Genomic DNA, 26032 nt, shown 5'->3' on the forward strand with positions numbered 1-26032 from the left:
TGTTCAGGATTTGCCGGTGGGCTTGCCAGTGGGCTTATAGGCGTAGCGGAAGTCGCAATGGCTGGCGCCCTGCATCAGGGTCTGCGTCCGCTCGAACCTGATGTCGGGGTCGTAGCCCTCGCAAAAGGTGCCGTCGCGCTGGCAGGAGAGCAGGTGGCCGATATCACCCAGCCCCATCTCCCGGTACATCTCGGCATAGCGGCAGCGCACCACGTTGAATTCGAAGCGTTCGGCATCGGCATGCTGCACCTCGACCGTGAGCGCATCTTCGGCGGTCCACAGATCGAACAGCTGGATGAAGCTCTCCAGGCTGGTGCCCTCGGGCTCGCTGGCGGCGAACTGTTGCGCCTGGGCGATGGAGGCGCGGCGCACCGATTCGCCGATCAGGGTCTGCGCCTCGGCCAGGCCATGCCGTTCCTTCGCGGTCTCATAGACCTGCTTCAGGATTTCCGCCTCGATCCGCCGGCGCTGGATGATCGGCAGGTTCTGCGACATGGATCAGCTCTTCAGCTTGGTGCGGAAAAGCCGGCCGAAGCCGGGGATATCGTCCTCGATGCCGGCCAGCCGCAGCATGTGCCAGGCCAGCGCGTGGTTGGAGGAGGTGACCGGCTTGCCGATCAGCGCCTCGGCTTCCTCGGCGATCTTGGCGACCCGCAGCGAGGTGCAGGAAACGAACACACCGTCGCAGTCCGGCAGGGAGCCGATCTTCACGATGGCATCGCGGATCGCGTCCGGCGTCATGCGCGCCACCACATCGTCATCGGCCTCGTTGAAGCTGCCCATTACCGGGATGTTCAGGCCGCGCTCGATCAGGCTGTTACGCAGCCGCTCATTGATTTCCTTCAGATAGGGGGTCAGCAGCGCCACACGCTGCACGCCCATCGAGGAAATGGCGGCCCGTGCGGCGGTCACAGGATCGGTCACCTTCACGCCCGGCTTTACGCTGTGAATCAGTTCCGCGACCGTATCTTCGCCGATCACCAGCGCGCCGGAGGTGCAGGCGAAGGCGATAACCTGGAAATCCGTCATGAAAGGCAGCAGTTTTGCCGCCGGCGGGATTTCCGCCTTCATTTTCATCAGGGTTTCCGGCGTGATCATCACGTCGTTATGGAGCCGCGTCGCATAGAGCGCCACGCCGTCGCGCGGCCAGATCGCCCGGAATTCGTCCTCGATGGTCTGGTCGGTTTCCAGAACCAGCAGGCCGATGGCGGCCCGTGCGCCGATCCCGGAATCGGTGGTAAAAGGGAGATGCTCCAAATTGATCAGTGTACCGCCTGATGTCGCATCAATTGCCGAATCCTTGTGCATCGTTACGTGATTCATGAAACCTGCCCTTTTTTCGCGCGTTTTGTGTTTGACGCAAAAGTGTATCCACTCCACGATACAGTTGAGGTGGGGCTCATACAAGGCCGAATGGTCGGGCCGGATGGCTGGAATCTCCCGCCCAACAGAGGAGTGCATCACGATGACAAGCCGTAGAAATTTCCTGAAGAATGTCGGGTCCGGTGCCGCTGTCGCAGGTGCGGCCGGTGCTGGCGTCATTGCCGCGCCGTCGGTCGCCAAGGCGCAGCAGACCTATAAATTCCGCCTGAATCACTTTTCCGGCGAAACCTCATTGTTCTATACACTGACGATTCTTCCCTTCGTCGAGCGCGTCAAGAAGCTCAGCGGCGGCCGGATCGAATTTCAGCCGTTTCCGGGGGGCGTGCTGTCGCCGCCGCTGGAAGCCTACAAGGCTGTTGAGGACGGTATTGCCGATGCCGGCCAGTTGACGCCGCTCTACATCGTCAACCGTGATCCGGTGAACACCTTCTATGGCGGCCATGTCGGCGGCATGCCGCCCGAGATGATGATGCACTGGCTGTACAAGGCCGGCGGCCAGGAGCTGCTGGCCGAACATCGCCGGGCGACGATGAAGCTGCATTCGATTCCGCTCAGCATCGGGCCGAACGAGATCTGGCACTCGCATGTGCCGATCCGGACCTCGGCCGACCTGAAGGGCCTGAAGTTCCGCACCGCCGGTGCCTGGGCGCAGATCCTGAACGAGTATTTCGGCGGTGCCGCGACCACGGTCGCCGGCAGCGAGATCTACACGATGCTGGAGCGCAAGGGCGTGGACGCGATCGAGTGGTCGAGCCCGGCCGAGAACATCAAGATGGGCTTCCAGAACGCCGCCCCCTACATCATCATGCCGGGGCCGCACACCAACTGCTTCATGTTCGAGCTGATCATGCCGGTGGCCAAGTGGGATGCACTGCCCGACGATGTGAAGTACATGATCGAGACGGCCGCCCTCGCATCGACGCCTGAAACCCTCTTTGCCTGGACCATCGAGGATCTGAAGGCGATGAAGGAGATGCGCAAGAGCAAGGCCGAGATCATCACGCCGGATCCGTCGCTGGCGGTCGATCTGCGCGAGGCTGGCCGTAAGTGGGCCTACAAGAAAGCCGAGGAGCAGACAGCCAAGGGTGATCCGTGGATGAAGAAGGTCACGGATTCCTATTACGGCTTCTACGACGACTGGGCAGAAAACGCCGTCTATCGGGCGGTTGACTGACGAAAGGCGGGCGGCGTGCCGGTTCCGGTTCGCCGCCCCTTCCTTATCCGGTGTTGTTTAGCTTTTTAAGCTCGCCGTTTCTTTTGGTTCGTTTTTTCTGGCCGTTTTTCTGGATAGTTCATGACTCGATTGATCGGGCGGATCTCCGGCGTGTGCGCCGCCGCGGCCGTTCTGGCCTCCTTCGGACTGGTTGTCGTCACCATGGTCGAGGTGACGTCGCGCTATGCGTTTCACGCGCCGACCATCTGGGCGTTCGACATCTCCTACATGCTGAACGGGGCGATCTTCGTCCTGGCGATGGCCATGACTTTGCGGCTGAACCAGCATGTCTCCATCGATGTGTTCTCCAAGGCGATGCCCGAGCGCTGGTTTCGGGTGATCGAAATCGCCGTCTTCCTGTGTCTCATCCTGCCGGCCATCAGCCTGGTGACCTATGCCGCCTGGGGGGAGTTCTGGAAGGCCTGGGTCAGCGGGGAGGTTGAGACGGTCAGCCCATGGCAGCCGAAGATATGGCCGTTCCGGCTGATGCTGGCCATCGGGCTGTCGGCCCTGTGGCTCCAGGTCCTGGCGCGGGTTGTCGCGCCGGCCGAACAATCGACGCAGCACTGAGAGGAACGGGATAATGTCTGCCCTGCCACTCGCGGCCTGGATGTTTCCGGCTGCAATGACGCTGATTTTCCTGGGTATGCCCGTTTCGCTGAGCCTGATCGTCATCGCCGTCGGGTTTTCCATCCCGTTCTTCGGCATTGATCTTGCCGGCCTGCAGCTCTATCGCTTCGTCGGCAGCGTGGCGAACAATTATGCGCTGGCCGCCGTGCCGCTGTTCATCTTCATGGGCGCGGTGCTGGAGAATTCCGGGATCGGCCGCCGCGTCTTCGAGGTGATGAAGCTGTGGCTCGGCCGCTTGCCGGGCGGGCTGGCGCTGGCCGCCATGAGCATGTGCGCGATCTTCGCTGCCGGTACCGGCATCGTCGGCGCGGTGGAGGTGATGGTCGGCCTGCTGGCGATTCCGGCCATGGTCGCCAACAAATACGAAAAATCGCTGATTTCAGGCACAATCTGCGCCGGCGGCTCGCTGGGCACCATAATCCCGCCCTCCATTGTCGTCATCATCTACGCCTCGGTGGCGCAGATTCCAGTGGGCGATGTGCTGGCGGCCGTGATCATCCCGAGCGGCATCATGGTGGCGCTGTTCATCGGCTGGATTCTGCTCTACTGCACGATCCGTCCGCAGGCGGCGCCGCGCATCGATCCCAGCGAATTCGACATGCCGCTATCCGAGAAGCTGAAACTGACGCTGGTGGCGCTCATCCCGCCGCTGCTGCTGATCGTCGCCGTCGTCGGCTCGATTCTGGCCGGCATCGCGGCGGTGACCGAGGCTGCCGGTGTCGGTGCGGCGGGCGCCGTGCTGCTGAACATCATCTATCGCGACTTCACCTGGAAGGGGCTTTGGGGGGCCGCTTACAAGACGGTGGTGATCACCTCGATGATCCTGTTGATCGTGGTCGGCGGCACCATGTTCACCAGCGTCTTCCGCCTGCAGGGCGGCGGCACCCTCGTGACCGACCTGGTGCACGCGCTGGATCTCGGTCCGACCGGCCTGCTGTTCCTGTTCCTCGGTATCGTCTTCCTGATGGGCGCGCTACTGGATTGGGTGTCGGTGGTGCTGATCTGCATTCCGCTGTTCATGCCGTTCCTGGCGCCGGCCGGAATCGATCCGCTGTGGTTCGCGATCCTGGTCATCATCATGATCCAGACCTCCTACGTCACGCCGCCGATGGCGCCATCGATCTTCTATCTGCGCGGTATAGCCCCGCCGGATTTCCGGACGCTGGAAATGTACAAGGGCGTGGTTCCCTTCGTTGCCTGCCAGCTGTTGACCGGTGCCGTGGTCTATTTCTGGCCGGCACTGGCGCTGTGGTTGCCGGTGGTGCTGCGCTGAGATGAGGGAAGCGAAGGCGCGGTTCAGGCGGAGGGGGCGAGGAAGATGCGGGCGACAACCTCCTTGGTGACGAGGATCGCGTGAGCCGAGCTCAGGGTGACATGCTGTTCCAGCACCCGCGCGCCGGCTTCCGGTTCGCGCCGGCGCAGATGCCCGATAACGCGGGCGTGCTGATCGAACGTCTCCTGCCGTCGCGGCTGGGTCTCCATGTCGGTGCGCCGGAAGAACCGGATGCGGGCGTTGATCCGCTCCAGGGCGTCGATCATTTCGGGGTTCTTGGACAGCCGGGCGACCGCCATGTGAAACGCCTCGTCGGCTTCGGCCATCCGCGTCTGGGAAAAGCCGGTCGCCGGGTCCGTCGCACTCTCCCACGGACGCACCGCTTCCTCGATCTCCAGATCGGTCGCGCGCGCGCAGGCCAGCCGGTAGGCGGCGCATTCGATGGCGGCACGCAGCTCGTACAGCTGACGCACCGTATCGGCGGACAATTCGCGCGCGTAAAAGCCCTTGTTCGGCACGAAACTCATGAAGCCGTCGCGCACCAGCCGGTTCAATGCCTCGCGCACCGGCGTGCGGCTGACGCCCAGCCTTTCGGCGAGCTCGACCTCGTTCACCTTCTGGCCGGGGCGGAACCGGTACTCGACGGCCAGTTCCTTGATCTCCTGATAGACGCGATTGACGCTGTCGGCCGCCCGGATGCTCTTCAGGCGTGTGGGAGAAAACGCCGGATTGCTCTCGATCCGGTTATTCATTGCGGTTCCTCCAATTTGCAGGCGCTCCCTATAGACCGTCCATCGCACACGTTCAATAATGCTTCGATGGATACACTTGTGTCGACAAAACTGTCTCGACTTGGGCAATTTAAAGTGGTGTCCAGGACGAAAAGAACAATCTTCGACCGAACGGCAAAAGAGAAGGCGAGGGAAAACCTATGCGGATAGCGGTTCTGGGGGCAGGCGTCATCGGCGTCTCCACGGCTTATGAGCTGATGAAGGACGGGCATGAGGTGACGGTGATCGACCGGCTGGCGGAGCCGGCCTCGGAGACCAGCTTCGCCAATGCCGGTCTGTTCTCGCCCGGCCATGCCTATACCTGGGCCTCGCCCAAGGCGCCGAAGATCCTGCTGAAATCGCTGTTCCAGGAGGGCCAGGCGCTGCGCTTCAAACCCAGCCTGGACCCGCAGCTCTGGCTCTGGTCCCTGCGGTTCCTGCAGAATTGCACGGCGGAGAAGACCCGCATCAATACCAAGCGCAAGGTGCGGCTGTGCATGTACTCGCAAGAGCAGTTACACCGTATCGCTTCCGAAACGAAGATCGAGTATCACGGCGTGACCGGCGGTCTGCTCTATCTCTATCGCACGCCGGAAAGCTACGCGCGCGGCAGCGCCAATACCCGCATCCTCAGCGAGGAGGGGCTGGAGCTGCGCGCCATCACCCCGGACGAGGCGGCGAAAATCGATCCGGCGCTGGAGCCGGTGAAGCACAAATTCGCCGGTGCCATCTATTGCCCGTCGGACGAGAGCGGCGATGCCCGCGTGTTCACCCAGAACCTTGCGAAATATTGCGAGGGGCAGGGCGTGAAGTTCGTCTTCGATTGCGAGATTCAGGGCTTCGAACTGGCGGGCGACAAGGTCGCCGCCATACGCACCTCGACCGGCCGTATCGAGGCGGATGGTTTCGTGTTTAGCCTCGGCGTATTCGGTCCGCGCCTCTCGAAGCAGCTCGGCGTGCGCCTGCCGATCTATCCGATCAAGGGGTATTCGGTGACGATGCCGATCGAGGGCCGCAACAACCCGCCGACCGTCGGCGGTGTGGACGAGGACAACCTCGTCGCCTATGCGCGGTTTGGTGACCGCATGCGGGTGACCGCGACGGCGGAATTCGCCGGCTATGACAAGAGCCACCAGCCGTCCGACTACACGCATATGTTGAAGGCGGTGCAGGATATCTATCCCGATGGGGCGGATTATTCGAAGCCGTTCTATTGGGCCGGCCTGCGTCCGATGACGCCGGAAGGCACGCCGATCTTCGGCGCCGGGCGCTATCGGAACATGTGGTTCAATACCGGCCACGGCCATATCGGCTGGACCATGGCGCCGGGCTCGGCGCGGGTGACCGCCGACCTGATCGCCGGCAAGGTGCCGGCTCTGGATTTGACCGGTATGAGGGTGATGCAGTGATGAATGAAACCGACATCCAGGCGATTTTCGATTCCTCGCCCTTCATCGCCTTCCTGGGGCTGAAGCTGGTGAAGCTGGATACCGCCACACAGGAGCTGACGGTGCGTGCACCGATGCGGCCGGAAATGGCGCGCGAGGCGGGCACCGGCCAGTGGCATGGCGGGCCGATCGCCGCGGTCATCGACACGGTGGGCGATTTCGCGCTGGCCTATCTGGTCGGCAAGCCGCTGCCGACGGTGAATTTCCGCGTGGATTACCTGCGCCCAGCCATCGACACCGACCTGGTCGCCGTCGCCAAGGTGCGCCGCAACGGCAAGAGCGTCGGCATCGCCGATGTCGATGTGTTCAACGAGGCCGGCGTGCTGCTGGCCATCGGCCGGGCGACCTACTCGACGCTGTGAGGCAATCATTACATCGTCACCCTCGGGCTTGACCCGAGGGTCCAGAGCGGCGGGGCCGTTCGCTGGATGGTCGGATCAAGTCCGACCATGACGAAGAATAAAAGCTACTCTCCCGCCGCCTTGTTCAGGATTTCCTCGGGCGTGGAAGAGACCACCTCGACATATTTCGGGACGAACTTGCCGCCTTCGATGAACTTGATGAATTCCGGCTTGATCTCTTCCGCCAGGATCTTGCGGATCGCCGCATGTTCCTTGATGTCCGACCATTCGGCGATGAGGAAGAAGCGCAACGGGTCCTCGGTGTCGCGGCACAGCACGCCGTCCTTCACCTGGGCCCAGCTCTTGTGCATCGGATTGCCGTCTGAATAGTCGAATTCCTCGAACAGCCGGATGAAGTCGGCCTCGGTGCCCGGCTTGATGCGGAAGTCGTAGATGTGAAGGAAATTGCCCTTCGTCGCCAAGGGTTCCTGGGCCATGCTGAAGCCTCCTGTGTGTCCGTGTTTCGGTCTGAATAGGAAGGTACACTGAATATATTTCCGCCGTAAAGCCTGGGGCCAAGCTGTGGCTTGATAGGGCTGAAAATAGGCGGCATACTGATCTTATTGCCACGGCAGGACGGGCTTGAAGATATGGGCTGGCTGCGCGCAGCGTCTTTTCGCGATCTGAAAGAGGGTGGTGTCATCGGTGTCGATGTCGCCGGCAAGCCGGTGGCGCTCTATCTGCTCAATGGCACGATTTACGCCACCCACAATATCTGTACCCATCAGTTCGCCTTCCTGTCGGAGGGCTATGTCGAGGATGGTTGCATCGAATGCCCGCTGCATCAGGGGCAGTTCGACATCCGCACCGGCGAAGCACAATGCGCCCCGGTCACCGGACGGCTCGCCACCTACCGGGTTAAGCGCGAGGGCGACGATATCTTCGTCGATCTGGAGGCGCCCGCCGCTGAGGTTGAGGCGCCGAAGGCGGCACTGGCGCAGGATAATCGGAGTTTCGTTATCATCGGCGGCGGCCAGGCTGGCTGCCGCGCGGCGCAGCATCTGCGCGGCGAGGGCTTCAATGGCGGCATCGTGATGATTGCGGAGGAGGCGCATCGCCCCTACGAACGGCCGCCTTTGTCCAAGGACGTCCTGCTGGGCAAGGCCGGCGCCGAGGATTGTGCCGTGCTGAAGCCGGCCGAGTTCGACGCGCTGGATATCGATCTGCGTACCGGTACCCGCGCCACGGCCATCGACCGCAAGGCGAAGTCGGTAACGCTGTCCACCGGTGAGACACTGTCCTATGACCGGCTGCTGATCGCCACCGGCGCCCGGGCGCGGAAGCTACCGGACGGCCCAACAGGGGAACGGGGCGAGGGCGTGCTCTATCTGCGCACGCTGGAGGATGCCCAGACCATCGGCGCGGCGCTGGCAAAGGCGCGCAGCCTGGCGCTGATCGGCGGCGGCTTCATTGGGCTGGAGATCGCCTCGGTGGCGCGCGAGAAGGGGCTGGACGTCACGGTGATCGAGCGCGAGCCGGCGTTGATGTCGCGCATTCTGCCGCCGGCGCTGGGCCAGGCTTTTCAGACGCTCGCCGAATCGAAGGGTGTCACCTTCCGGCTGGGCACACAGATCGAGTCGATCCGGCGCACCGGCGAGGGAACGACACTGGCCTTTGCTGATGGCGGCGACCTGACCGCCGATCTGGTGGTGGCCGGCATCGGCGCCATCGCGAATACCGAACTGGCGGAGCAGGCCGGCCTGTCCGTGTTGGCTGGCGGCATCGTCATCGACGTGGCCTGCCGCACCTCGGATGCGGATATCTTCGCGGCAGGCGATTGCGCGCTCTATCCGGAAGCGGTTGCCGGTGCGCGTATCCGGCTGGAAAGCTGGGCCAATGCGGAAGCGCAGGGCCGCGCCGCTGCGCTCGCCATGCTGGGCAAGCCGGTGGAAGCCGGCGAGCAGCCCTGGTTCTGGACCGAACAATTCGGCCTCAACATCCAGATGGCCGGCATTCCGCATGCCGGCGACCGGGTGGCGGTGCAGGGCGAGATCGGCCAGCCGGAATCGGTCTATCTGACAGAGCGCGACGGCGTTATCGCCAGCGCCATCATCTTTGGCGATGCGGAGACGTTCCGCATTGCCCGCCGCCGGTTCGCAACCGGCGCGGACCTCAGCGCCGGCCTGACGGGTCTGCGCTGGCTCGACGAGCAGAAGGAGAGTTCCATGGGGTATGAGCGCAGCCTGGAGAGCGTGCCGGAAGCGGCGTCAAATCCGGCAAAGCACTATGTCTGGCCGGCCGAAGGTCTGAGCCGCGTGCCCGACTGGGTCTATACCGACGATCATATTTACGGCCTGGAGGTCGAGAAGATCTTCAAGGGCCGCACCTGGAACTATGTCGGGCTGGAAGCGGAAATCCCCAATCCGGGCGATTTCACGCGTTCCTTCGTCGGCCCGGTCCCGGTGGTGGTGTCGCGCGACGAGGATGGCGGCATCAATGTCTTCGAGAATCGCTGCTCGCACCGCGCCGCCGAGTTCTGCCGGGAGCTGCGCGGCAATGTGAAGGAATTCGTCTGCCCGTACCATCAATGGTCCTACGACCTGAAAGGCAACCTGGCGGGCATCCCGTTCCGCCGCGGCGTCGATGGCAAGGGCGGCATGCCGGCGGATTTCGATCCGGCCGATCACCATCCGCGCCATCTCAGCGTCACCACGCGCGGCGGTGTGATCTTCGCCTCCTATGCCGACGATATGGAGCCGTTCGACGCCTATCTCGGCCCGGAGATGACGCGCGAATTCGACGCCACCTTCGACGGCCGCAAGCTGGTCGTGCTGGGCTATTACCGCAACACGCTGCCGGGCAACTGGAAGCTCTATCACGAGAATCTGAAGGACCCGTACCACGCCACCCTGCTGCACACTTTCCTGGTCACTTTCGGGCTGCTGGTCGCCGGCAACAAGTCGCAGATGCTGTGCGACGAGAGCGGCCGTCATGGCGCCATGTGCTCGGCCAAATCCGACGGCAAGAATGTGAGCGCCGACGCCAAGAAGGAGATGCGCGCCTACAAGGAAGGCATGGTGCTGGAAGAGCCGCGCTTCATGGATTTCAAGCCGGAATTCGACTCGCCCTGGTCGGTCACCATGTCCACCATCTGGCCGAACCTGATCGTGCAGCGCGAGATGAACACGCTGGGCGTGCGCCATATCGTGCCGGAAGGGCCGAACCAGTTCACCATGATCTGGACCATGTTCGGCTTCGAGGGCGATGATGAGGAAATGACCCGCCACCGGCTGCGTCAGGGCAATCTGATGGGGCCCGCCGGTTTCCTTGGGCTGGAAGACAATGAGGCGATCAAGTTCGTGCAGGATGGCATGAAGAACGTGCCGGACGGCGAGCATCTGGTGGCGCTCGATCCCGGCACGGCGACCGGCACCGCCGACACGCTGATTTCGGAATCCGCGATCCGTGCCATGTACAAGCACTGGCGCGGCGTGATCGGGGTTTAAGGAGACGGACATGACCATTACCTCCCTGAAGACCCCGAGCAAGAACGACGAGATGCTCGACCGGCTGCTGCTGCGCCAGGAGATCGAGGAGTTCAACGCCGCCTATGCCGAGGCACTGGACAATGGCCCGCTGTCGGACTGGCCGGATTTCTTCGCCGAGGAGGCGCTATACGTCATCACCGCGCGGGAGAATTTCGCCAGCAACCTGCCGGTCGGGCTGGTCTATTGCGAGGGCAAGGGCATGCTGCGCGACCGGATCTTCGCCATCGAGAACACGGCGATGTTCGCGCCCCGCTATATGCGCCACTTCATCACCAACTGCCGGGTGGTCGAGAGCCACGCGAATGGCGAGATCGTCGCCACCTCGAACTACATCCTGTTGCAAACGCTGTTTGACCGGCCGGAACCGACACTGCATCAGATCGGCACCTACTATGACGTGTTCGTGCGGGTCGATGGCGCGCTGAAGCTGAAGGAACGCCGCGCGGTTTACGACAATCTGCTGATCGACAATTCGGTGGTTTATCCGGTGTAGTCGGCTAATTTTTCCATCGTCACCCTCGGGCTCGACCCGAGGGTCCATCAGTCTGTGCTGCTCGCTCGATCAATGGATGGTCGGATCAAGTCCGACCATGACGAAAGAGAAAGAATAACTGCGTTCCAAACTTTAGCGGATCAGCTCGGCCGGAAAATCGTGCGGCCCAGATGGTTGTTGCCGTCCACCAGCCGCATCAGCATGGTGACGAAGGCGTTGCGTTCCTCGGGGCGCAGCGGCTCCATCAGCTTGATCTGGGCGCGCTGCATCGCCTCGTACATTTCCGCCGTGACCTTCTCGCCTTGCGCTGTCAGGCACCACAGCACCATGCGGCGGTCGGTCTTGCTGCGCTGGCGCTCGACGAGGCCGCGCTTGGCCAGGCGGTTCAGCACATCGGCGACATTGGTGCGGTCGATGCCGAGTTCGCGGCCCAGCGAGTTCTGGTCCATGTCGGGATTCTGCGCGAGCGTAGTCAGCAGGCCGTACTGCACCGGCGTGATGTCGAAGGCGGCGCATTCCTCGAAGAACAGCGCGTAATGGATCTGATGCAGCCGGCGCACGAGATAGCCCGGCCGCGCCCATAGCGGCATGCGCGACATGATCAGGCTGTCCTCGTTGGCTTCCGCCGGGGTGCCGTCGGTCGTCAGTTTCTTTTCCACCGCCATGCGGCTACTCCTGATAGGCGGCATTCCTTTGGATTTTCGGATGCCGATTTATTTGCCTGATATCGATTCCTACTGCCGATAATGCGGCGTTATCCTTGATTTGGCTATTATAAAAGCCGGCTGCGACAGGGTGCCGCTCGATTGACAGCCTCCCCAATAAAAGTCAGCATACCTGCATAATTATAACGCTGAGGCGGATGACAGGATGGCGGCTTCGACAGTTGAGGGGACAGTTGAGGGTGAGGGCATCGGCGCGCGTGTCCGGCGCAAGGAGGATGCCCGCCATCTGATGGGGCGCGGGCGCTTCGTCGGCGACATCCAGATGCCCGGCATGCTGGAGGTTGCCTTCCTGCGCAGCCCGGTGGCGCATGCCCATATCCGCAGCCTCGCCAAGCCGCAGGGGCGGGAGGATCAGGTGTTCTTCTGGTCCGATATGGCGGCGGCGGTCACCCCGATCATCACCCGGTCCAGCCTGCCGGGCTACAAACTGTCCTCCTATTATCCGCTGGCGCATGAGAAGGTGCGCTATGTCGGTGAGGGCATCGCGCTGTGCGTCGCCCCCAGCCGGGCCGAGGCGGAGGACCTGGCGGAGCTGGTCGCCGTCGATTTCGACGAACTGCCGGCGGTTACCGAAAGCGAGCAGGGCAAGGCGAAGGACGCCCCGCTGGTGCATGAGGAATGGGGCGACAATCTCTGCCTTGTCACCGATTTCGACAGCGGCATCGAGGAGGTGGCGAAGACCGCGCCGGTGAAGGTGGTGCGGGAATACAGGACCGCCCGGCAATGCATGCATCCGATGGAGGGCAAGGGCCTCGTCGCCTACTGGGATTTCCAGGCCGACCAGCTGGTTGTCATCACCTCGACCCAGGTGCCGCATCTGATCCGCACCGGCCTGTCGGAGTGCCTGGGCCTCGACCAGTCGCGCGTCCGCGTCAGCCCACCCGATGTCGGTGGCGGCTTCGGCTATAAATGCCTGCTGCAGCCGGAGGAGGTGGCGGTCGCCTGGCTCGCCATGACGCATAAAGGTGCTTATCGCTGGGTCGAGGACCGGCGCGAGCATCTGACGGCCGGGGCCAATGCCCGCCAGCATCACTACAAGGTCACCGCCTATGCCGACGAGCGTGGCCGGCTGCTGGGGCTGGATGCGGAGATCAATGTCGATATCGGCGCCTATTCAGTCTGGCCGTTTTCGGCCTGTCTGGAGGCGGCGCAGGCCGGCGGCAATCTGCCCGGCCCCTATGATTTCCGGGCCTATCGGGCGCGGACATATTCGGTGGCGACCAACAAGCCGCCCTTCGCGCCCTATCGCGGCGTGGCGCGGCCCGGCGTGTGCTTTGCCATCGAGCTGACCATCGACGCGATTGCCCGCGCCGTGGGCCGCGACCCGGCGGATGTGCGGGCCGAAAATCTGGTGCAGGCGGCGCAGATGCCCTACACCAACGTGACCAACAAGCATTACGATTCCGGCGATTATCCCGGCAGCCTGGCCAAGGCGCGGGAGATGATCGGCCTGGCCGCGATCCGCGAACGCCAGAAGGGTCGCGAGCCGGATGGCAGGCGCATCGGCGTCGGCTTCTCCACCTATACCGAGCAGTCGGCGCACGGTACCAAGGTGTTCGCCGCCTGGGGCCTGCCGCTGGTCCCGGGTTTCGAGCAGGCGACGGTGAAGCTGCTGGCCGATGGCACGCTGGAAGTGCGCGCCGGCATCCACACCATCGGCCAGGGGCTGGAAACCACGCTGGCGCAGGTCGCCAATCAGGCGCTGGGCATCCCGCTGAAGGATATCGCGGTGAAGCTGGGCGACACCGCCAGCACGCCCTATTCGACAGGCGCCTATGCCTCGCGCGGCATGGTCATGGCTGGCGGCGCGGTGTCGAAATCGGCGACCGAGCTGGCCGGGCGGGTGAAGCGGCTGGCTGCTCATCTGATGCAATGTAAGCCGGAGGATGTGGACTTCCGGCAGGGGCGCATCCATGCCGGTGAGGCCAGCCTGTCCTTCGCCGATATCGGCAAGGCCTGGTATCTGCGGCCCGAGACACTGCCGGACGATATCGACACCAACGGGCTGGAAGTCACGCAGGGCTACAAGCCGGATGTCGATAGCGGCGTGTTCTCCTATGCCACGCATGCGGCGCTGGTCGCCGTCGATCCCGAAACCGGCATGGTGGAAATCTTGGATTACGTGATCGTCGAGGATTGCGGGCAGATGGTGAACCCGATGATCGTCGAGGGTCAGGCCTATGGCGGCGCGGCGCAGGGCATCGGTACGGCGCTGTTCGAGGAAAGCCCCTATGATTCCTCGGGCCAGCCGCTGGCCTCGACGCTGATCGACTATCTGCTGCCCGGTCCGACCGAGCTGCCCGGTTTCCGCATCGGCCATATGGAGACGCTGTCGCCCTATTCGGCGCACGGCATCAAGGGCGTGGGCGAGGGCGGGGCGATTGCGCCCGCCGGGGCCATCGTGAACGCGATCAACGATGCCTTGCAGGAACTGGGGGCCGAAATCGGCCAGATACCGGCCACGCCGGAACGTATCCTCGACGCCATTTTCGCCGCGCAACCGAAACAGGCCGCAGAATGAAGCCCGCCGCCTTCGACTATACAAACCCCGCCGATCTGGCTGCTGCGCTGCAAGCCCTGTCGGGTGATGCCAAGCCCATCGCCGGCGGCCAGTCGCTGACGCCGATGCTGAATCTGCGCCTCGCTCGGCCGGCATCGCTGGTCGATATCCGTCGCCAGCCGGATTTGCTGGCGGTGTCGGAGACGGATGATGCCATCCGCTATGGTGCCGCCCTGCCGCATGCGGCTTTCGAGGATGGAGCGGTGCCCGATGCCACCAATGGCATGCTGCGCCATGTCGCGGGCGGCATCGCTTATCGCGCGGTGCGCAACCGCGGCACCATCGGCGGCAGCCTCGCCCATGCCGATCCGGCGGCGGACTGGGTGTCTTCGCTGATGGCGCTGGATGCGCGGGTGATCGTGCGCGGGGCGAAGGGCGAGGCCGCCTGGCCGGTCGAGCGTTTCATGCTGGGCGGCTTCACCACGGTGCTGGAGGCCGGCGAGCTGATCACCGGCGTGTCGGTGCCGCGCCTGTCGCCCTCGGCGCGCTGGGGCTATTATAAGATATGCCGCAAGACCGGGGAATTCGCCAAGGCCATCGGCGCGGTGGTCAGCGACCCGGATCGCGGCGTGTTCCGGCTGGTCTGCGGTGCGGTGGAAGTCACGCCGCTGCTGCTGGAAGCCCGCGATGCCGATGCCGCCGCCGCCGAGATCGATGCCCGGCTGTCCGAGCGGCCGCCCTCGGCGCGGCAGCTGCACAAGATTGCCGTCCGCCGCGCCCTTGAAGCCCTTGCGGAGGCTCGGCAATGACTACTCATTCCATCGAACTGACCGTCAATGGCCGCAAGGTCAGCGGTATAGCGGAACCGCGTACGCATCTGGCCGAATTCCTGCGCGGACCGCTGGGCCTGACCGGCACGCATCTGGGCTGCGAGCAGGGCGTGTGCGGCGCCTGTACCGTGCTGATCGACGGCAAGCCGCAGCGTTCCTGCCTGACCTTCGCGGTGTCCTGCAATGGCGACGAGATCCGCACCGTCGAAGGCTTTGACGACGATCCGGTAATGACCGAACTGCGTGAGGCCTTCTCCGCCCATCACGCCCTGCAATGCGGCTATTGCACGCCGGGAATGCTGGTGACGGCGCGCGATATCGTCACCCGGCTGGGCGATGTCGATGAGGAGACGATCCGGCGCGAGCTGTCGGGGAATATCTGCCGCTGCACCGGCTATGTCGGCATTGTCGGGGCGATCCGGCAGGTGGCCGCCGGAAAGACTGCGGTAGCCCAAAACTGGAATTTCGAGGCACGTCAGAACGCCGTCGCCGCGAAGACGGTGGAGGCAACCCCGGTGGCGGAGGCCGCGAAACCGGCAGCGATGGATTTCAGCATGGCCGGCGATGGTTTCTCGGTCCTGAAGCAGCAGGTCACGGTGCCGGCCCCGGCCGACCAGGTCTGGGCGGCGCTGGGCGATATCTGCCGCATGGCCGGCTGCCTGCCGGGGGCGTCGGTCGATACGGTGGAAGGTGATCGTGTAACGGGGGCGCTGACCGTCAGCTTCGGGCCGATCAAGGCCAGCTTCGCCGGCGAGGGCGAGATGGCCCGCGACGATTCCAGCCGTACCGGCACGGTGAAGGGCAGGGGGCGCGATACCAGGGGCGGCTCTTCGGCCACCGGCGAGATCGCCTATACGGTGCTGGCGGATGGCGTGGGCACGCGCATCGATGTCGAGGTCCGCTACAAGCTGACCGGCCCGCTGGCACAGTTCGGTCGCTCCGCGCTGGTAACCGACTTTGCCCGGCGCATGACGGAGACCTTCGCCGCCAACCTTACCGCCATGCTGACCGGTGGCGAGGCCCAATCGCCCGCGAAGGCGGAACTGAACCTCGCCAGCCTGATCTGGCAGGTGCTGCGCGACCGGGTGCGACGGCTGTTCGGCGGCTAAGGTGACTCAGGCGGCCTTGGCCGTCTGAATCGCCTGCCAGACCCGGTAGGGCGTCGCCGGCATGTCGATGTGCCTGATCCCGTAGGGCGACAGCGCATCGACGATGGCATTCATGATCGACGGCATGGAGCCGGCACAGCCGGCCTCGCCGCAGCCCTTCGCCCCCAGCGGATTCGTCGTCGCCGGCACCGAATGGTAGGCCTGCGTGATGTCCGGCATATTGTCGGCGCGCGGCATGGCGTAATCCATGAAGGAGCCGTTCAGCAGCTGGCCACCTTCATCATAGACGGTGGTTTCCATCAGGATCTGGCCGAGGCCCTGCGCCACGCCGCCATGCACCTGGCCTTCGACCAGCATCGGGTTCACCACCGTGCCGAAATCATTGACGGCGGTGTATTTCACCACCTCGACCACGCCGGTCTCCGGGTCGATCTCGACTTCCGCGACATGGCAGCCATTGGGAAAGGCCGAGGGCGCCGAATCGTAGATATGGCTGACATCAAGACTGTCCGGCGCGCCACCCAGCGGGATTTCCTTGCGCTGCAGCTTGCCGGACAGCTCCATGATCGAGACCGATCGGTCGGTGCCGGCAATGGTGAAGTGGCCATCGGCGAATTCGATATCGGCGGGGGCGGCCTCCAGCGCCGCGGCGGCGATCTCGCGACCCTTCTCGATCACCAGATCGGCGGCCTCCAGGATCGCAGCACCGCTGGCCATCAGCGATTTCGAGCCGCCGGTGCCGCCGCCGGCGATCAGCTGGTCGCTGTCGCCCTGCAGCAGGCCAATCTTCTCGAACGGGATGCTCAGCTTCTGCGCCATTACCTGTGCGAAGGGCGTGGCGTGGCCCTGACCGTAATCCATCGTGCCGGTGATGATGGTCACGCCGCCATCGGCCTCGAAGCGGATGCCGCCCATCTCCTTGGCCGGCGGGGCGGTCACTTCGAGATAATCGCCGATGCCGATGCCGCGCAGCTTGCCGCGCGTCTCCGACTCGGCCTTGCGGGCGGCAAAGCCCTGCCAGTCGGAAACCTCCAGCGTCTTGTCGAGCAGTGCTGTGAATTCGCCGCTGTCGTAGCTGTTGCCGGATGCCGCCTGATAGGGCATCTCGTCCGGCTGAATGTGGTTCAGCCGGCGGAGATTCAGCTTGTCCAGCCCCATTTCGGCGGCGGCGGTGTCGATCAGCCGCTCGACGAAATAATTGGATTCCGGGCGTCCGGCGCCGCGATAGGCACCGATCGGCGTGGTGTTGGTCAGCACGCAGCGGCTGTTCACCTCGATCAGCGGGAATTTGTACAGGCTGACCGAATTCTTCACGATATTCATGCTGCCCGGCAGCGGGCCGACCGAGGAGATATAGGCGCCGAGATTGGCCGCCACGTCGATCTTCAGCGCCAGGAACCGGCCTTCCTTGTCCAGCGCCAGCGCGGCGGTGACGATATGGTCGCGGCCATGCTGGTCGGACAGGAAGCTCTCGGAGCGGTCGGCGGTCCATTTCACCGGCCGGCCCAGTTCCCGCGCGGCGAACAGCAGGCAGGGATATTCCGGATAGGCCGCCGCCTTCATGCCGAAGGAGCCGCCGACATTGCCGGTGACGATACGCAGCTTGTCCGGATCAACCTTCAGGATGTCCTTGGCGATCTGGTTGCGCAGGGGGAAGGCACCCTGGCTGCCCGCATAGAGAGTCCACTTGCCTTCCGCCGTATCGTAATCCGCAAGCGCCGAGCGCGGCTCCATCGCATTCACCACGATGCGGCTGTTCACCAGATCCATGCTGGTGACATGGGCGGCGGAGGCGAAAGCCGCCTCCACCCTGTCCATGTCGCCATAGTGGAAGTCGAGCGCCAGATTGCCGGGCACTTCGTCATAGAGAAGCGGCGCGCCGGCTTCCAGCGCGGCCTTGGCATCGGTCACCGCCGGCAGCGGGTCGATGTCGAGATAGACGGCCTCGGCGGCATCGCGGGCCTGCGCCGGCGTCTCCGCCACCACGAAGGCGACGGGGTCGCCCAGATAGCGCACCTTGTCCATGGCCAGTGCCGGGCGCGGTGTCTGCTTTATGCCGCCGCCATCGCGCGAGGGGATGTTCACCAGGCATTTCAGCCCGCCAAATCCCGCCGCCTCCAGATCCTTGCCGGTATAGACGCCCAGCACCCCCGGCATCGCCCTGGCGTCGTCCGCATCGATGGACAGGATCGTGCCGTGCGCGTGCTGGCTGCGCACCATGACGGCATGGAGCTGGCCGGGCAGTCGGATATCGTCGCTGTAGCGGCCTTCGCCGCGCAGCAGCTGCGGGTCTTCCTTGCGCTTCGCCGAGCGGCCGATGGCCACATCATCCTGTCGCGTGCCCAGGGGCAGGTTCATGGTCCGTATTCTCCCGATGGGGTTTCTCGATTTGGCGGCATGATAGACCGACCGGACAGCCCTTCGTCACCCGTTAATGACGCCACGCCGCATTGCATGGAACAGGAAGCTGGTTCGAATCTGGTTCTCAGGGGCGCAGCCGCAAGGCCTTCACCCTGTTCGGCTTCGCATTCGGCGTATCCCATCCCGCTACGGTTTCGGCCATCAGCATCGAATTGAGGATGGCTTCCTCGGTCGCTTCGATGGCGGCGAGGAACAGCGGCGAGACCTTGTCGTTCGGCAATTCAAGTATCGGGCTGGCGGCGGACCGCCGTTCTGGCGTCCGGCGCACCTCCGGTGCTGTTGAGAAGGCGATGGCGTAATCGCCCGAACCGTTGCTCAGCGCAGCACCGGTGCGCGCCAGCCCGCCATGGCAGCGCATGGCGAGACGTCGTAAATTGCGGTCGGACAGCGGCGCATCGGTCGCCAGAATCATCATGATGGAACCGTCAACATCGGCCTTTAGTGTTTTGATATCTTTTACGCTTTGCCCATCCAGCCGCAGGTCGCCGCCATAGTTCGATTGCACCAGGACACCGACCGTATAGCCGCCCTGCTTTTCCGGCAGGACGCGGGAACTGGTGCCGATTCCGCCCTTGTGGCCGAAGGCGATTGTGCCGGCTCCAGCCCCGACCGCACCCTCGGCGACCGGGCCGTCAGAGGCGCTCTCGATGGCCTGCAGCATCTGCTCCACTGTGGGGAAGGGCTGGCGGATATCGTTCAGACGGCTGTCGTTGGTCTCGCCCACCACGGCATTCAGCGAGGCGACGCGTTCATTGCCCTTCTGCGCCAGGGTCCAGCGGTTCACCGCCTCGATGGCGCGGCCGACGGCCAGCGTGTTGGTCAGCAGGATCGGCGTCTCGATCTCGCCCAGTTCGACAAGCTGCGTGGTGCCTGCCAGCTTGCCAAAGCCATTGAACACAGCAAGGCCGGCCGGAACCTTGTCCTGAAACGGATTGCCATCATGCGGCAGGATCGCCGTCACCCCGGTGCGGATGCGCTCGCCCTCACTGACCGTGACATGGCCGACGCGCACGCCGGCCACATCGGTGATCGCGTTCAGCGGGCCGGTCGGCAGGGTTCCGGGTGCGATGCCGAGGTCTCGGGCGCGGTACGGATGAGTCATTGTTGCTGGTGTCCCATGGGAAGAGGCGGGAAACCATCGGCCAGGCGGCGGCAAAAGAAAAGGGGGCGTGTGCCCCCTTTGCCGGTCTGTGCCTGTTTGTTCAGGCGCTTTTCAGAATGGCCGCGATCTCGTCCTTCAGGGCGAGGCGCTTCCGGCGCATCTCTTCCTCGACATCCTCCGAGACCGGCTCGATGCGTTCCTGCATGCGGTGGATGGTCCGATTCACCTCGTGATATTCGTCGCTGAGCTTCGCGAAATGCGCGCTTTCCTGCTTCAGCGTGTGAATCTTGTCCTTGAATTCCGGGAATTCCTCGGCGAGTTCGTGCGGGACATGGGACATGATGGCTCCGGGCTTTTTTGTTGGGCCGTTTAACGGCAATGAAGCAAGCCTAGCGACGCACTGTGGCGAGGCTATGATCTATGTCAAAGCCCGCCTCATCCCGCCGGAAAATTTATCTCCCGCGCGAAATCCCTGAAGGCCGGCCTGGCGAACAGGTAGCCTTGGAAATACGTCACGCCCAGTTCCCGCAATGTTGCATACTCCGCTTCGGTTTCGACGCCCTCGGCGATCACCATGATGTCGAGTTCGCGGCAGACCGTCAGGATGCCGGCGACGATGGAACGGCGCACCCGGTCGCTGTCGATGTTTCGGGTAAGCGCCATATCCAGCTTGATGATGTCCGGCTGAAAATCGGCCAACAGGTTGAGGCCGGAATAGCCGGCGCCGAAATCGTCGATGGCGGTCAGCAGGCCGAATTCCTTGTAGGCGCGGATGATGGCGATCAGCTTGTCGTGATCCACGACCTGTTCGCCCTCGGTCACTTCGAAAATGATCCGGTCGAGCGGCAGTCCGACCCGCCGCGCGGTTTCCACGGTCATGCGGATGCAGGCGGCCGGTTCATAGACCGCGTTGGGCAGGAAGTTGATCGACAGGCGCTGCTGCAGGCCAAGATCGGCGGCAAGCTCAATAGCCCTCACCCGGCATTGCTGGTCGAACCAATAGCGGTTTTCCTCGGTGACCTGACCCAGGATTTTCCCCGCAGACTCGCCGTTCACGCCTCGCACCAGCGCCTCGTGGGCATAAATCTCCTGCCGCCTTGCATCCAGGATCGGCTGGAAGGCCATCGTGAAATCGAAAGAACTCTCAGGCTGCGTGCGGCAGCCCTGACAAGTGATGGACATTTCAAACGCCGTAATTGGAACTGTTTCGTGTTCGAACAGGTAAAAGTGGGGCCGGTCGATTGCAACCCCTTGCGGGGAAACCTCCCGGCGCCGCTTTCTCGCAAAGCATGCAATCAGGCGCGGCGCAGATTGCTCAGGAAGCCGGCGATTCCCTGCTCCAGTTTGCCGACTTCATCGCGCAGGCCAACGGCGACATCCTGCATGCTCATCGACACCGCATTGGTGCGGCTGGCCGAGGATTGCAGATGCTGGATGTTGGTGGCGGTGTTGGAGACGCTCTGCGCCACCATCTGCGCGGCCCCGGAGATCTCGCTGGTCGCGGCGCTCTGCTCATGCACCGCGGAGGCGATGGTAGAGGTCACACCGTCGATGTTCGACACCGCGCCGGTCACCTGGCCGATGGCCTGAACGGCCAGCCTGGTCGCCCCCTGGATTTCGCCGATCTGCTTGCGGATATTATCGGTCGCCTGGGCGGTCTGGCCGGCCAGCGCCTTCACTTCCGATGCCACAACGGCAAACCCCTTGCCGGCCTCACCGGCCCGGGCCGCCTCGATGGTGGCGTTCAGCGCCAGCAGGTTGGTCTGCTCGGCAATCTCCTGGATCAGCAACAGCACAGCACCGATCTGCTCGGCGCTCTGTGCCAGATCCTCGACTGTCTTGCTCGCGGTCTTGGCATCCTCGCCGGCGGAGTCGGTCAGTTGTGTCGCCTGGTTGACCTGACGGCTGATCTCGTTGATCGAGGCGCTCAGCTCTTCCGAGGCGGTGGCCACGCTCTGCACGCCATTGGCGGCTTCTTCGGCGGACCCGGCGGCCTCATCGGTCTCGCTCTGCGTTGAGGCGGCGGTTTCCGCCAGCCGGTCCGCCTCGGTCCGGGCCTTGTCGGAAGCCTGTTTCAGGCTTGCCGCGATGCGGCCCACGCCCTGTTCGAATTCACTGGCGATGCGCAGCAGCTCTTCGCGGCGCTGGGCCTCTCCCTCGGCCTGGTCGCGCTCGCGGGCGACCGCCAGGCGTTCGGTCTCGGCCTGTGCCTCCTTGGCGGTATTCACGGCGCTTTCCGAGGTGAAGAGGGCCTTTACGAGATTGCTCGTCAGCCAGACCAGCACGCCGGTTTCCAGCACCACGATTACCGCATGCAGGATGACACGCGTCAGGCTCCCGCCATCCGGGAAGACGGCGGCGGGCAGCACGAAGTTCAGCAGCAGATGATGCACGGCCACCACGCCGGCGGTCAGCAGGATGGTCGGCCAGCAGCAGAAACCGGCGATGATGGCGAGGCCGGCGAAATAATACATATGCAGGTCGATCTGCCAGGGATGGCCGGCGAAGGCATAGACGAAGGCCGAGACGATGATGACCAGCGCCACGCCGATGGTGTAGCGGGCACTGGCATGGGCGAGATCGCGGATCGAGGCCAGCGTGGCGATGAGCGCCGCGCCGGCGATGATGCCGCTGGCGGTAACGGTGTTGGGCAGGCCCACGCCGTAACCGACGACAAGCATCAGCGGCAGATGCGCCCACAGCAGAGCAAGCGAGAACTTCGCCATGTTCCGGCGAAGCGCGATCAGGTCGTTCATGTCTCTGTTTCCCTAAAGAGTGCAGCCGCGTGCGCCGGCAGCGTCCAGGACCAGCAGGGCGCCGTTCGCAACAAGCGAACGCGAAGTGTTCGAGGGGGCGGCGAGCATGGCGTTTCCGTTCAAATAGGAAACCGGCAGCCAGCCAGCCTGCGATACGCGCAGGATCATCTCATTCCGCTCCATGCCCGGCGGGAAAAGCACAGCAACATTGCCCCCTTCCTTCGGGGCAAGCGCCATCCATCCGATGGCGGCAGTGCCGGCAAGGGTGAGGGCCAAGGCAGGGAGGAGATTTCTCATTTGCGCATACATACTTACCGCCTTCTACGCCGGTTGCCTTGATTTGGATCAACAGCCGGTACAGCCGGGAGTATGCCAACGAGATATTGAGAAAGCCTTAATGTAATAAGTGTCTAAAATTCCTATCGCTTTACGAAGGCAGCGACAGCGTTGCCTGGCCATAGGTCAGTGTGCCGTCCGCGAGGTCGAAGCGCATCAGATCCTCGCCGATAATCACCGGGCCGGCATAATCGGCACGGACTTCCGCCAGCAAGGCGGCGCGGTCACAGGCGGGGGGAACGAAATGCGTCAGCGCCAGCCGCTTCGCACCGGCCCGCTGCGCCATCTTGCCGACCTCAGTGGACAGCGTGTGATAGGCGCCGACATTCGCCACCGTCTCGGCGGAGCGTACGCCCGCGATCACCGGCATCTCGCGGTGAATGAACACCTCGTTCACCAACAGGTCAGCATCCTTCGCCTGCGCTTCCAGGGCCGGGCAGGGGCGGGTGTCGCCGGATAGGACGAGCTTCTTGCCCCCGCTCTCGAAGGCGAAGCCGAAGGCATGCTTGACCGGCCGGTGATCGACGGCGAAGCCGGTGGCCCGCAGGCTGCCGAAGTGCTCCGTCCAGCCATCGGTGATTTCCGTCACCTCGACCTCGAGGCCAATGGTGGAAGGCCGTGCCTCATGGGCGATGCGTTGCCGCCGTTCCGGCTCCCACAGCGCCATCAGCCCCTCGACGTAGCGCCGTGTACCCTTCGGCCCGAAGACGCGCTGCGGTCGTTCGCGCCCCTGATGCCAGGAGGAGATGATGAGCTGGTAGAGGTCGACCAGATGGTCGGAATGCAGATGTGTCAGCAGCACCGCATCCAGCAGCTTGCCGGGGCAGCCGGCGGCCACCAGCCGCTGCGTCACGCCGGAACCGCAATCGACCAGAATGGCGGCGTCGGCGGTGCGGACAAGCTGTGCCGGGCCATAGCGTTCCAGGCTGACGACCGGGCATCCGGTGCCGAGAAGGGTGAGCTGCATAATGGTCGTTCCTCTGGTGATTTTTCGGCATTGTTCGGGGAAAGCCTCGGCGCGACAAGCAGGTTTCTTGGCGGCTTTCGCTGATGTAGCGTTTGCCGGAAAGCAACAGGGGGAGGGAGATCATGCCGGTTGGCTTCAGATGGGTGCGCGGCCATGTCCGCGCCGAGCGTGCGCTGGTCGAGCGTTTCGCGGCAGTGCCGGTCGCCATCGTCAGCGACAATATGAACCGCATGTTCGCCGGCGGCGCCGATCTAAGGCCCATGCATGCCTGTGAAGGCGGGAGCGGCGGCGGGCTGGCCGGGACGGCGCTGACCGTTCTGACAAGGCCGGGGGATAATCTGGTGATCCACAAGGCCATCGATGTGGCGGAACCGGGCGACGTGATCGTCGTCGATGCCGGCGGCGATACCACCAGCGCCGTGGTCGGCGAACTGATCGCCCGCCATGCGCAGGTGCGCGGGGTAGCCGGCTTTGTGATCAACGGCGCGATCCGCGATCTGGACGCCTTCCGCACCGGCAGCTTCCCGATCTTCGCCACCGGCGTCACCCATCGCGGCCCCTACAAGGACGGGCCGGGGGAAATCGGCGTTCCGGTCAGTATTGGCGGCATGGTGATCCATGCCGGCGATATCGTCATTGGCGATGCCGATGGTGTGCTGGCGGTGCCGCGAGCGGAGGCCAAGGCCATTCTCGACCTGGCCGAGGCACAGCAGGCGAAGGAGGCGGAAACCCTGCGGCAGATCGAAGCCGGTGCCTGGGACCGGCGCTGGGTGGATGAGATGCTGAAGGCCCGGGGGTTCACTGAAGAGTGATCCGCCGCGGCTTCGAATCCGGGCCGCCCAGATACCAAACGCAGCCCAGCGCCAGGCACAGCGCGATGAAACCGAAGGCAAGGCGGTAGGCATCCTCGGCATAACCGGCCCCGCTATTGGGGAAGGCGTTTACGATGGCGCCGGTCGCCACCGGCAGGAAGGCGCAGCCGAACACCTGCGCGAGGTTCACCGTGGTAATGCCGCGCCCGGCCAGGTGATCCGGGAACAGGCTGCGGCCGTGTGCGACGATGACCAGCGAGTAGGTGGTCACGAAGCACAGCAGCACCAGCAGACCGATGGCCAGCCAGGCCGGCGGGGCTTTCAGCAGGGCCAGCGCCAGCAGCACGGAGATGGTGCAGGCCGATCCCGCTGCGACCAGCCATTTGCGCGTGTTGAACAGCCGGTCCAGCGGCCCGAAACTCAGGATGCCGGCGATCTGCGCCGCCCCCATCGCCAGCAGCACATTGCCGCGCCCGACGCCATCCAGCCCATGGATGTCATGCAGGTAAGGGCCGCCCCACAGGCCCAGCACGGTCGATTGACTGGCATAGGCGAAGGTATGGACGGCGAGGATGCGGCTGAGATGCGGCGTCTTCCAGACCGCCATCAGGCCGCGCATTATATCGCCCAGCCCTTCCTTGCTTGGCGGCGAGGCCGGGCGGCCCGGCGGGTCGTCGCGGACCAGCAGATAGAACACCGCGCCTGTCACGCCGGTGACGATAGCCGTGCCGGCGAAGGTCCAGCGCCAGCCGAACAGATCGGCGGAGGCGGCGAGTGGCGTGGCGGCCAGCAGCGTGCCGATCTGGCTGAGCGAGAACACCCAGCTCAGCACCATGCTCAGCCGGTCGCCGCCATACCAGCGCGAGGACAGCATAACCGCCCCCATGAAGCTGCCGCCACAACCGAGGCCCAGCAGCAGGCGCGCGGCCACCAGTTCCTCGCCATTGCGCGCCACCGCATGCAGCAGCGCGCCGGCAACCGCGATGCCGGTCAGCCAGGCGACGGTGCGCCGCGTGCCGATGCGGTCGAATAGGATGCCGACCGGGATCTGCGCCACGAACAGGGCGATGTAGAAACTGCCATTGGCGAGGCCGAGGATCGCCGGCGAGAGCGAGAGATCCTGGATCAGCTCCGGCGCGATCACCCCCAGCGAGGTGCGGAAGAACTGGCTGACGATGGTGATCGCTGCCAGCATCGGCAGCAGCGTCATCGTCGCGCGGACCGGAATGGCGTGAGGGTCTGTCATGGAAGCTCCGGTCTGCCCTTATTTTCTTCAGTTTAGCCGGAAAGTCGGCGCGCGCAGCAACAGCCTGCGCGTATCGGCCCTGCGTTACTATCGGATCGAAGTTTAGGCGATGGCGGGTGCCCACGCTTC

The 26032-nt window shown here is 64.1% G+C and carries 24 protein-coding genes; 11 read left to right on the top strand and 13 right to left on the bottom strand.

Annotated features, from left to right (window positions below; all coding sequences use genetic code 11):
- Positions 1-3: 3 nt before the first annotated feature.
- On the bottom strand, positions 4-495 hold the full coding sequence (locus BKM74_RS16570; RefSeq protein WP_086466820.1) for an L-2-amino-thiazoline-4-carboxylic acid hydrolase: 492 nt from the start codon (positions 493-495) through the stop codon (positions 4-6).
- A gap of 3 nt (positions 496-498) precedes the next feature.
- Entirely contained in the window at positions 499-1323 is an 825-nt protein-coding gene (locus tag BKM74_RS16575) for a maleate cis-trans isomerase family protein (RefSeq protein ID WP_086466821.1), read from the bottom strand.
- Between the two features lie 142 nt (positions 1324-1465).
- Between BKM74_RS16575 and BKM74_RS18885 the strand changes: the two genes are divergently transcribed.
- The 3 genes from BKM74_RS18885 to BKM74_RS16590 all read left to right on the top strand — a co-directional run bounded on the left by BKM74_RS18885 (position 1466) and on the right by BKM74_RS16590 (position 4499).
- Positions 1466-2557, top strand: a complete 1092-nt coding sequence (locus BKM74_RS18885) for a twin-arginine translocation signal domain-containing protein (RefSeq protein WP_217895516.1) — start codon at positions 1466-1468, stop codon at positions 2555-2557.
- A 120-nt stretch (positions 2558-2677) separates the two neighbouring features.
- Positions 2678-3166, top strand: coding sequence for a TRAP transporter small permease subunit (locus BKM74_RS16585; protein ID WP_086466823.1), 489 nt, complete (start codon positions 2678-2680; stop codon positions 3164-3166).
- 13 nt (positions 3167-3179) lie between these two features.
- Positions 3180-4499 carry a TRAP transporter large permease gene (locus BKM74_RS16590; protein ID WP_086466824.1) on the top strand — a complete coding sequence of 440 codons (1320 nt, stop codon included), beginning with the start codon at positions 3180-3182 and terminating at the stop codon, positions 4497-4499.
- Positions 4500-4522: 23 nt separating this feature from the next.
- On the opposite strand, the gene BKM74_RS16595 is transcribed toward BKM74_RS16590, so the two are convergent.
- Positions 4523-5251, bottom strand: coding sequence for a GntR family transcriptional regulator (locus BKM74_RS16595; RefSeq protein WP_086466825.1), 729 nt, complete (start codon positions 5249-5251; stop codon positions 4523-4525).
- A 179-nt stretch (positions 5252-5430) separates the two neighbouring features.
- Here BKM74_RS16595 and BKM74_RS16600 point away from each other — a divergent pair, with 179 nt between their 5' ends.
- Positions 5431-6678 (top strand): D-amino acid dehydrogenase, encoded by a 1248-nt coding sequence (locus BKM74_RS16600; protein ID WP_086466826.1) that lies wholly within the window; start codon positions 5431-5433, stop codon positions 6676-6678.
- Complete coding sequence (locus BKM74_RS16605; RefSeq protein ID WP_176342583.1) at positions 6678-7079, top strand: PaaI family thioesterase; 402 nt, start codon at positions 6678-6680, stop codon at positions 7077-7079. Before BKM74_RS16600 ends, BKM74_RS16605 begins: the two co-directional genes overlap by 1 nt.
- A 104-nt stretch (positions 7080-7183) precedes the next feature.
- Here the strand turns inward: BKM74_RS16605 and BKM74_RS16610 are convergent, their stop codons facing one another.
- Positions 7184-7555, bottom strand: coding sequence for a hypothetical protein (locus tag BKM74_RS16610; protein WP_086466828.1), 372 nt, complete (start codon positions 7553-7555; stop codon positions 7184-7186).
- 153 nt (positions 7556-7708) lie between these two features.
- On the opposite strand from BKM74_RS16610, the gene BKM74_RS16615 reads away from it, so the two are divergent.
- Together BKM74_RS16615 and BKM74_RS16620 are read left to right on the top strand one after the other, a co-directional pair.
- Positions 7709-10564, top strand: coding sequence for an FAD-dependent oxidoreductase (locus BKM74_RS16615; RefSeq protein WP_086466829.1), 2856 nt, complete (start codon positions 7709-7711; stop codon positions 10562-10564).
- A 10-nt stretch (positions 10565-10574) separates the two neighbouring features.
- The gene (locus BKM74_RS16620) at positions 10575-11099 is read left to right on the top strand and encodes an aromatic-ring-hydroxylating dioxygenase subunit beta (protein WP_086466830.1); all 525 of its coding nucleotides are present in this window, start codon (positions 10575-10577) and stop codon (positions 11097-11099) included.
- Positions 11100-11239: 140 nt separating this feature from the next.
- On the opposite strand, the gene BKM74_RS16625 is transcribed toward BKM74_RS16620, so the two are convergent.
- Positions 11240-11764 (bottom strand): MarR family winged helix-turn-helix transcriptional regulator, encoded by a 525-nt coding sequence (locus tag BKM74_RS16625; protein ID WP_086466831.1) that lies wholly within the window; start codon positions 11762-11764, stop codon positions 11240-11242.
- 205 nt (positions 11765-11969) lie between these two features.
- Between BKM74_RS16625 and BKM74_RS16630 the strand changes: the two genes are divergently transcribed.
- Genes BKM74_RS16630 through BKM74_RS19145 form a run of 3 tightly spaced genes read left to right on the top strand, consistent with a single transcriptional unit; the run spans position 11970 to position 16263 of the window.
- Positions 11970-14345 carry a xanthine dehydrogenase family protein molybdopterin-binding subunit gene (locus BKM74_RS16630; protein ID WP_176342584.1) on the top strand — a complete coding sequence of 792 codons (2376 nt, stop codon included), beginning with the start codon at positions 11970-11972 and terminating at the stop codon, positions 14343-14345.
- Positions 14342-15133 (top strand): FAD binding domain-containing protein, encoded by a 792-nt coding sequence (locus BKM74_RS16635; RefSeq protein WP_086466832.1) that lies wholly within the window; start codon positions 14342-14344, stop codon positions 15131-15133. Before BKM74_RS16630 ends, BKM74_RS16635 begins: the two co-directional genes overlap by 4 nt.
- Positions 15130-16263, top strand: a complete 1134-nt coding sequence (locus BKM74_RS19145) for a xanthine dehydrogenase family Fe-S subunit (RefSeq protein ID WP_086466833.1) — start codon at positions 15130-15132, stop codon at positions 16261-16263. The genes BKM74_RS16635 and BKM74_RS19145 overlap by 4 nt, the downstream gene beginning before the upstream one ends.
- Positions 16264-16269: 6 nt before the next feature.
- Here the strand turns inward: BKM74_RS19145 and BKM74_RS16645 are convergent, their stop codons facing one another.
- The 7 genes from BKM74_RS16645 to BKM74_RS16675 all read right to left on the bottom strand — a co-directional run bounded on the left by BKM74_RS16645 (position 16270) and on the right by BKM74_RS16675 (position 23845).
- Positions 16270-18621, bottom strand: a complete 2352-nt coding sequence (locus tag BKM74_RS16645) for a xanthine dehydrogenase family protein molybdopterin-binding subunit (RefSeq protein ID WP_086466834.1) — start codon at positions 18619-18621, stop codon at positions 16270-16272.
- A gap of 127 nt (positions 18622-18748) precedes the next feature.
- A complete protein-coding gene (locus BKM74_RS16650; RefSeq protein WP_086466835.1) occupies positions 18749-19786 on the bottom strand; it encodes a P1 family peptidase in 1038 nt (345 codons plus the stop codon).
- Positions 19787-19886: 100 nt separating this feature from the next.
- A complete protein-coding gene (locus BKM74_RS16655) occupies positions 19887-20126 on the bottom strand; it encodes a YdcH family protein (RefSeq protein ID WP_086466836.1) in 240 nt (79 codons plus the stop codon).
- Positions 20127-20221: 95 nt separating this feature from the next.
- Complete coding sequence (locus BKM74_RS16660) at positions 20222-20968, bottom strand: EAL domain-containing protein (RefSeq protein ID WP_176342585.1); 747 nt, start codon at positions 20966-20968, stop codon at positions 20222-20224.
- A gap of 113 nt (positions 20969-21081) precedes the next feature.
- Positions 21082-22542, bottom strand: a complete 1461-nt coding sequence (locus tag BKM74_RS16665) for a methyl-accepting chemotaxis protein (protein WP_086466838.1) — start codon at positions 22540-22542, stop codon at positions 21082-21084.
- A gap of 12 nt (positions 22543-22554) precedes the next feature.
- Positions 22555-22851: a hypothetical protein gene (locus BKM74_RS16670; protein WP_140056115.1), complete on the bottom strand. Its 297-nt coding sequence runs from the start codon at positions 22849-22851 to the stop codon at positions 22555-22557.
- 118 nt (positions 22852-22969) lie between these two features.
- Positions 22970-23845 carry an MBL fold metallo-hydrolase gene (locus tag BKM74_RS16675; RefSeq protein ID WP_086466840.1) on the bottom strand — a complete coding sequence of 292 codons (876 nt, stop codon included), beginning with the start codon at positions 23843-23845 and terminating at the stop codon, positions 22970-22972.
- 122 nt (positions 23846-23967) lie between these two features.
- Here BKM74_RS16675 and BKM74_RS16680 point away from each other — a divergent pair, with 122 nt between their 5' ends.
- Positions 23968-24657 carry an RraA family protein gene (locus tag BKM74_RS16680; protein ID WP_086466841.1) on the top strand — a complete coding sequence of 230 codons (690 nt, stop codon included), beginning with the start codon at positions 23968-23970 and terminating at the stop codon, positions 24655-24657.
- Here the strand turns inward: BKM74_RS16680 and BKM74_RS16685 are convergent.
- A complete protein-coding gene (locus tag BKM74_RS16685) occupies positions 24644-25903 on the bottom strand; it encodes an MFS transporter (RefSeq protein WP_086466842.1) in 1260 nt (419 codons plus the stop codon). The genes BKM74_RS16680 and BKM74_RS16685 overlap by 14 nt on opposite strands.
- Positions 25904-26032 lie beyond the last annotated feature (129 nt).

Source organism: Oceanibaculum nanhaiense, from assembly GCF_002148795.1.
GTDB lineage: Bacteria > Pseudomonadota > Alphaproteobacteria > Oceanibaculales > Oceanibaculaceae > Oceanibaculum > Oceanibaculum nanhaiense.

Bases quoted from the DNA above. Each gene is read 5' to 3' on its own strand.
- BKM74_RS16630 (WP_176342584.1), top strand. From the start codon at position 11,970: ATGGCGGCTTCGACAGTTGAGGGGACAGTTGAGGGTGAGGGCATCGGC.
- BKM74_RS16670 (WP_140056115.1), bottom strand. From the start codon at position 22,851: ATGTATGCGCAAATGAGAAATCTCCTCCCTGCCTTGGCCCTCACCCTT.
- BKM74_RS16590 (WP_086466824.1), top strand. From the start codon at position 3,180: ATGTCTGCCCTGCCACTCGCGGCCTGGATGTTTCCGGCTGCAATGACG.
- BKM74_RS16620 (WP_086466830.1), top strand. From the start codon at position 10,575: ATGACCATTACCTCCCTGAAGACCCCGAGCAAGAACGACGAGATGCTC.
- BKM74_RS16575 (WP_086466821.1), bottom strand. From the start codon at position 1,323: ATGAATCACGTAACGATGCACAAGGATTCGGCAATTGATGCGACATCA.
- BKM74_RS16595 (WP_086466825.1), bottom strand. From the start codon at position 5,251: ATGAATAACCGGATCGAGAGCAATCCGGCGTTTTCTCCCACACGCCTG.
- BKM74_RS16585 (WP_086466823.1), top strand. From the start codon at position 2,678: ATGACTCGATTGATCGGGCGGATCTCCGGCGTGTGCGCCGCCGCGGCC.
- BKM74_RS16675 (WP_086466840.1), bottom strand. From the start codon at position 23,845: ATGCAGCTCACCCTTCTCGGCACCGGATGCCCGGTCGTCAGCCTGGAA.
- BKM74_RS16605 (WP_176342583.1), top strand. From the start codon at position 6,678: ATGAATGAAACCGACATCCAGGCGATTTTCGATTCCTCGCCCTTCATC.
- BKM74_RS16625 (WP_086466831.1), bottom strand. From the start codon at position 11,764: ATGGCGGTGGAAAAGAAACTGACGACCGACGGCACCCCGGCGGAAGCC.
- BKM74_RS16685 (WP_086466842.1), bottom strand. From the start codon at position 25,903: ATGACAGACCCTCACGCCATTCCGGTCCGCGCGACGATGACGCTGCTG.
- BKM74_RS18885 (WP_217895516.1), top strand. From the start codon at position 1,466: ATGACAAGCCGTAGAAATTTCCTGAAGAATGTCGGGTCCGGTGCCGCT.
- BKM74_RS16635 (WP_086466832.1), top strand. From the start codon at position 14,342: ATGAAGCCCGCCGCCTTCGACTATACAAACCCCGCCGATCTGGCTGCT.
- BKM74_RS19145 (WP_086466833.1), top strand. From the start codon at position 15,130: ATGACTACTCATTCCATCGAACTGACCGTCAATGGCCGCAAGGTCAGC.
- BKM74_RS16665 (WP_086466838.1), bottom strand. From the start codon at position 22,542: ATGAACGACCTGATCGCGCTTCGCCGGAACATGGCGAAGTTCTCGCTT.
- BKM74_RS16570 (WP_086466820.1), bottom strand. From the start codon at position 495: ATGTCGCAGAACCTGCCGATCATCCAGCGCCGGCGGATCGAGGCGGAA.
- BKM74_RS16645 (WP_086466834.1), bottom strand. From the start codon at position 18,621: ATGAACCTGCCCCTGGGCACGCGACAGGATGATGTGGCCATCGGCCGC.
- BKM74_RS16660 (WP_176342585.1), bottom strand. From the start codon at position 20,968: ATGTCCATCACTTGTCAGGGCTGCCGCACGCAGCCTGAGAGTTCTTTC.
- BKM74_RS16615 (WP_086466829.1), top strand. From the start codon at position 7,709: ATGGGCTGGCTGCGCGCAGCGTCTTTTCGCGATCTGAAAGAGGGTGGT.
- BKM74_RS16680 (WP_086466841.1), top strand. From the start codon at position 23,968: ATGCCGGTTGGCTTCAGATGGGTGCGCGGCCATGTCCGCGCCGAGCGT.
- BKM74_RS16655 (WP_086466836.1), bottom strand. From the start codon at position 20,126: ATGTCCCATGTCCCGCACGAACTCGCCGAGGAATTCCCGGAATTCAAG.
- BKM74_RS16610 (WP_086466828.1), bottom strand. From the start codon at position 7,555: ATGGCCCAGGAACCCTTGGCGACGAAGGGCAATTTCCTTCACATCTAC.
- BKM74_RS16600 (WP_086466826.1), top strand. From the start codon at position 5,431: ATGCGGATAGCGGTTCTGGGGGCAGGCGTCATCGGCGTCTCCACGGCT.
- BKM74_RS16650 (WP_086466835.1), bottom strand. From the start codon at position 19,786: ATGACTCATCCGTACCGCGCCCGAGACCTCGGCATCGCACCCGGAACC.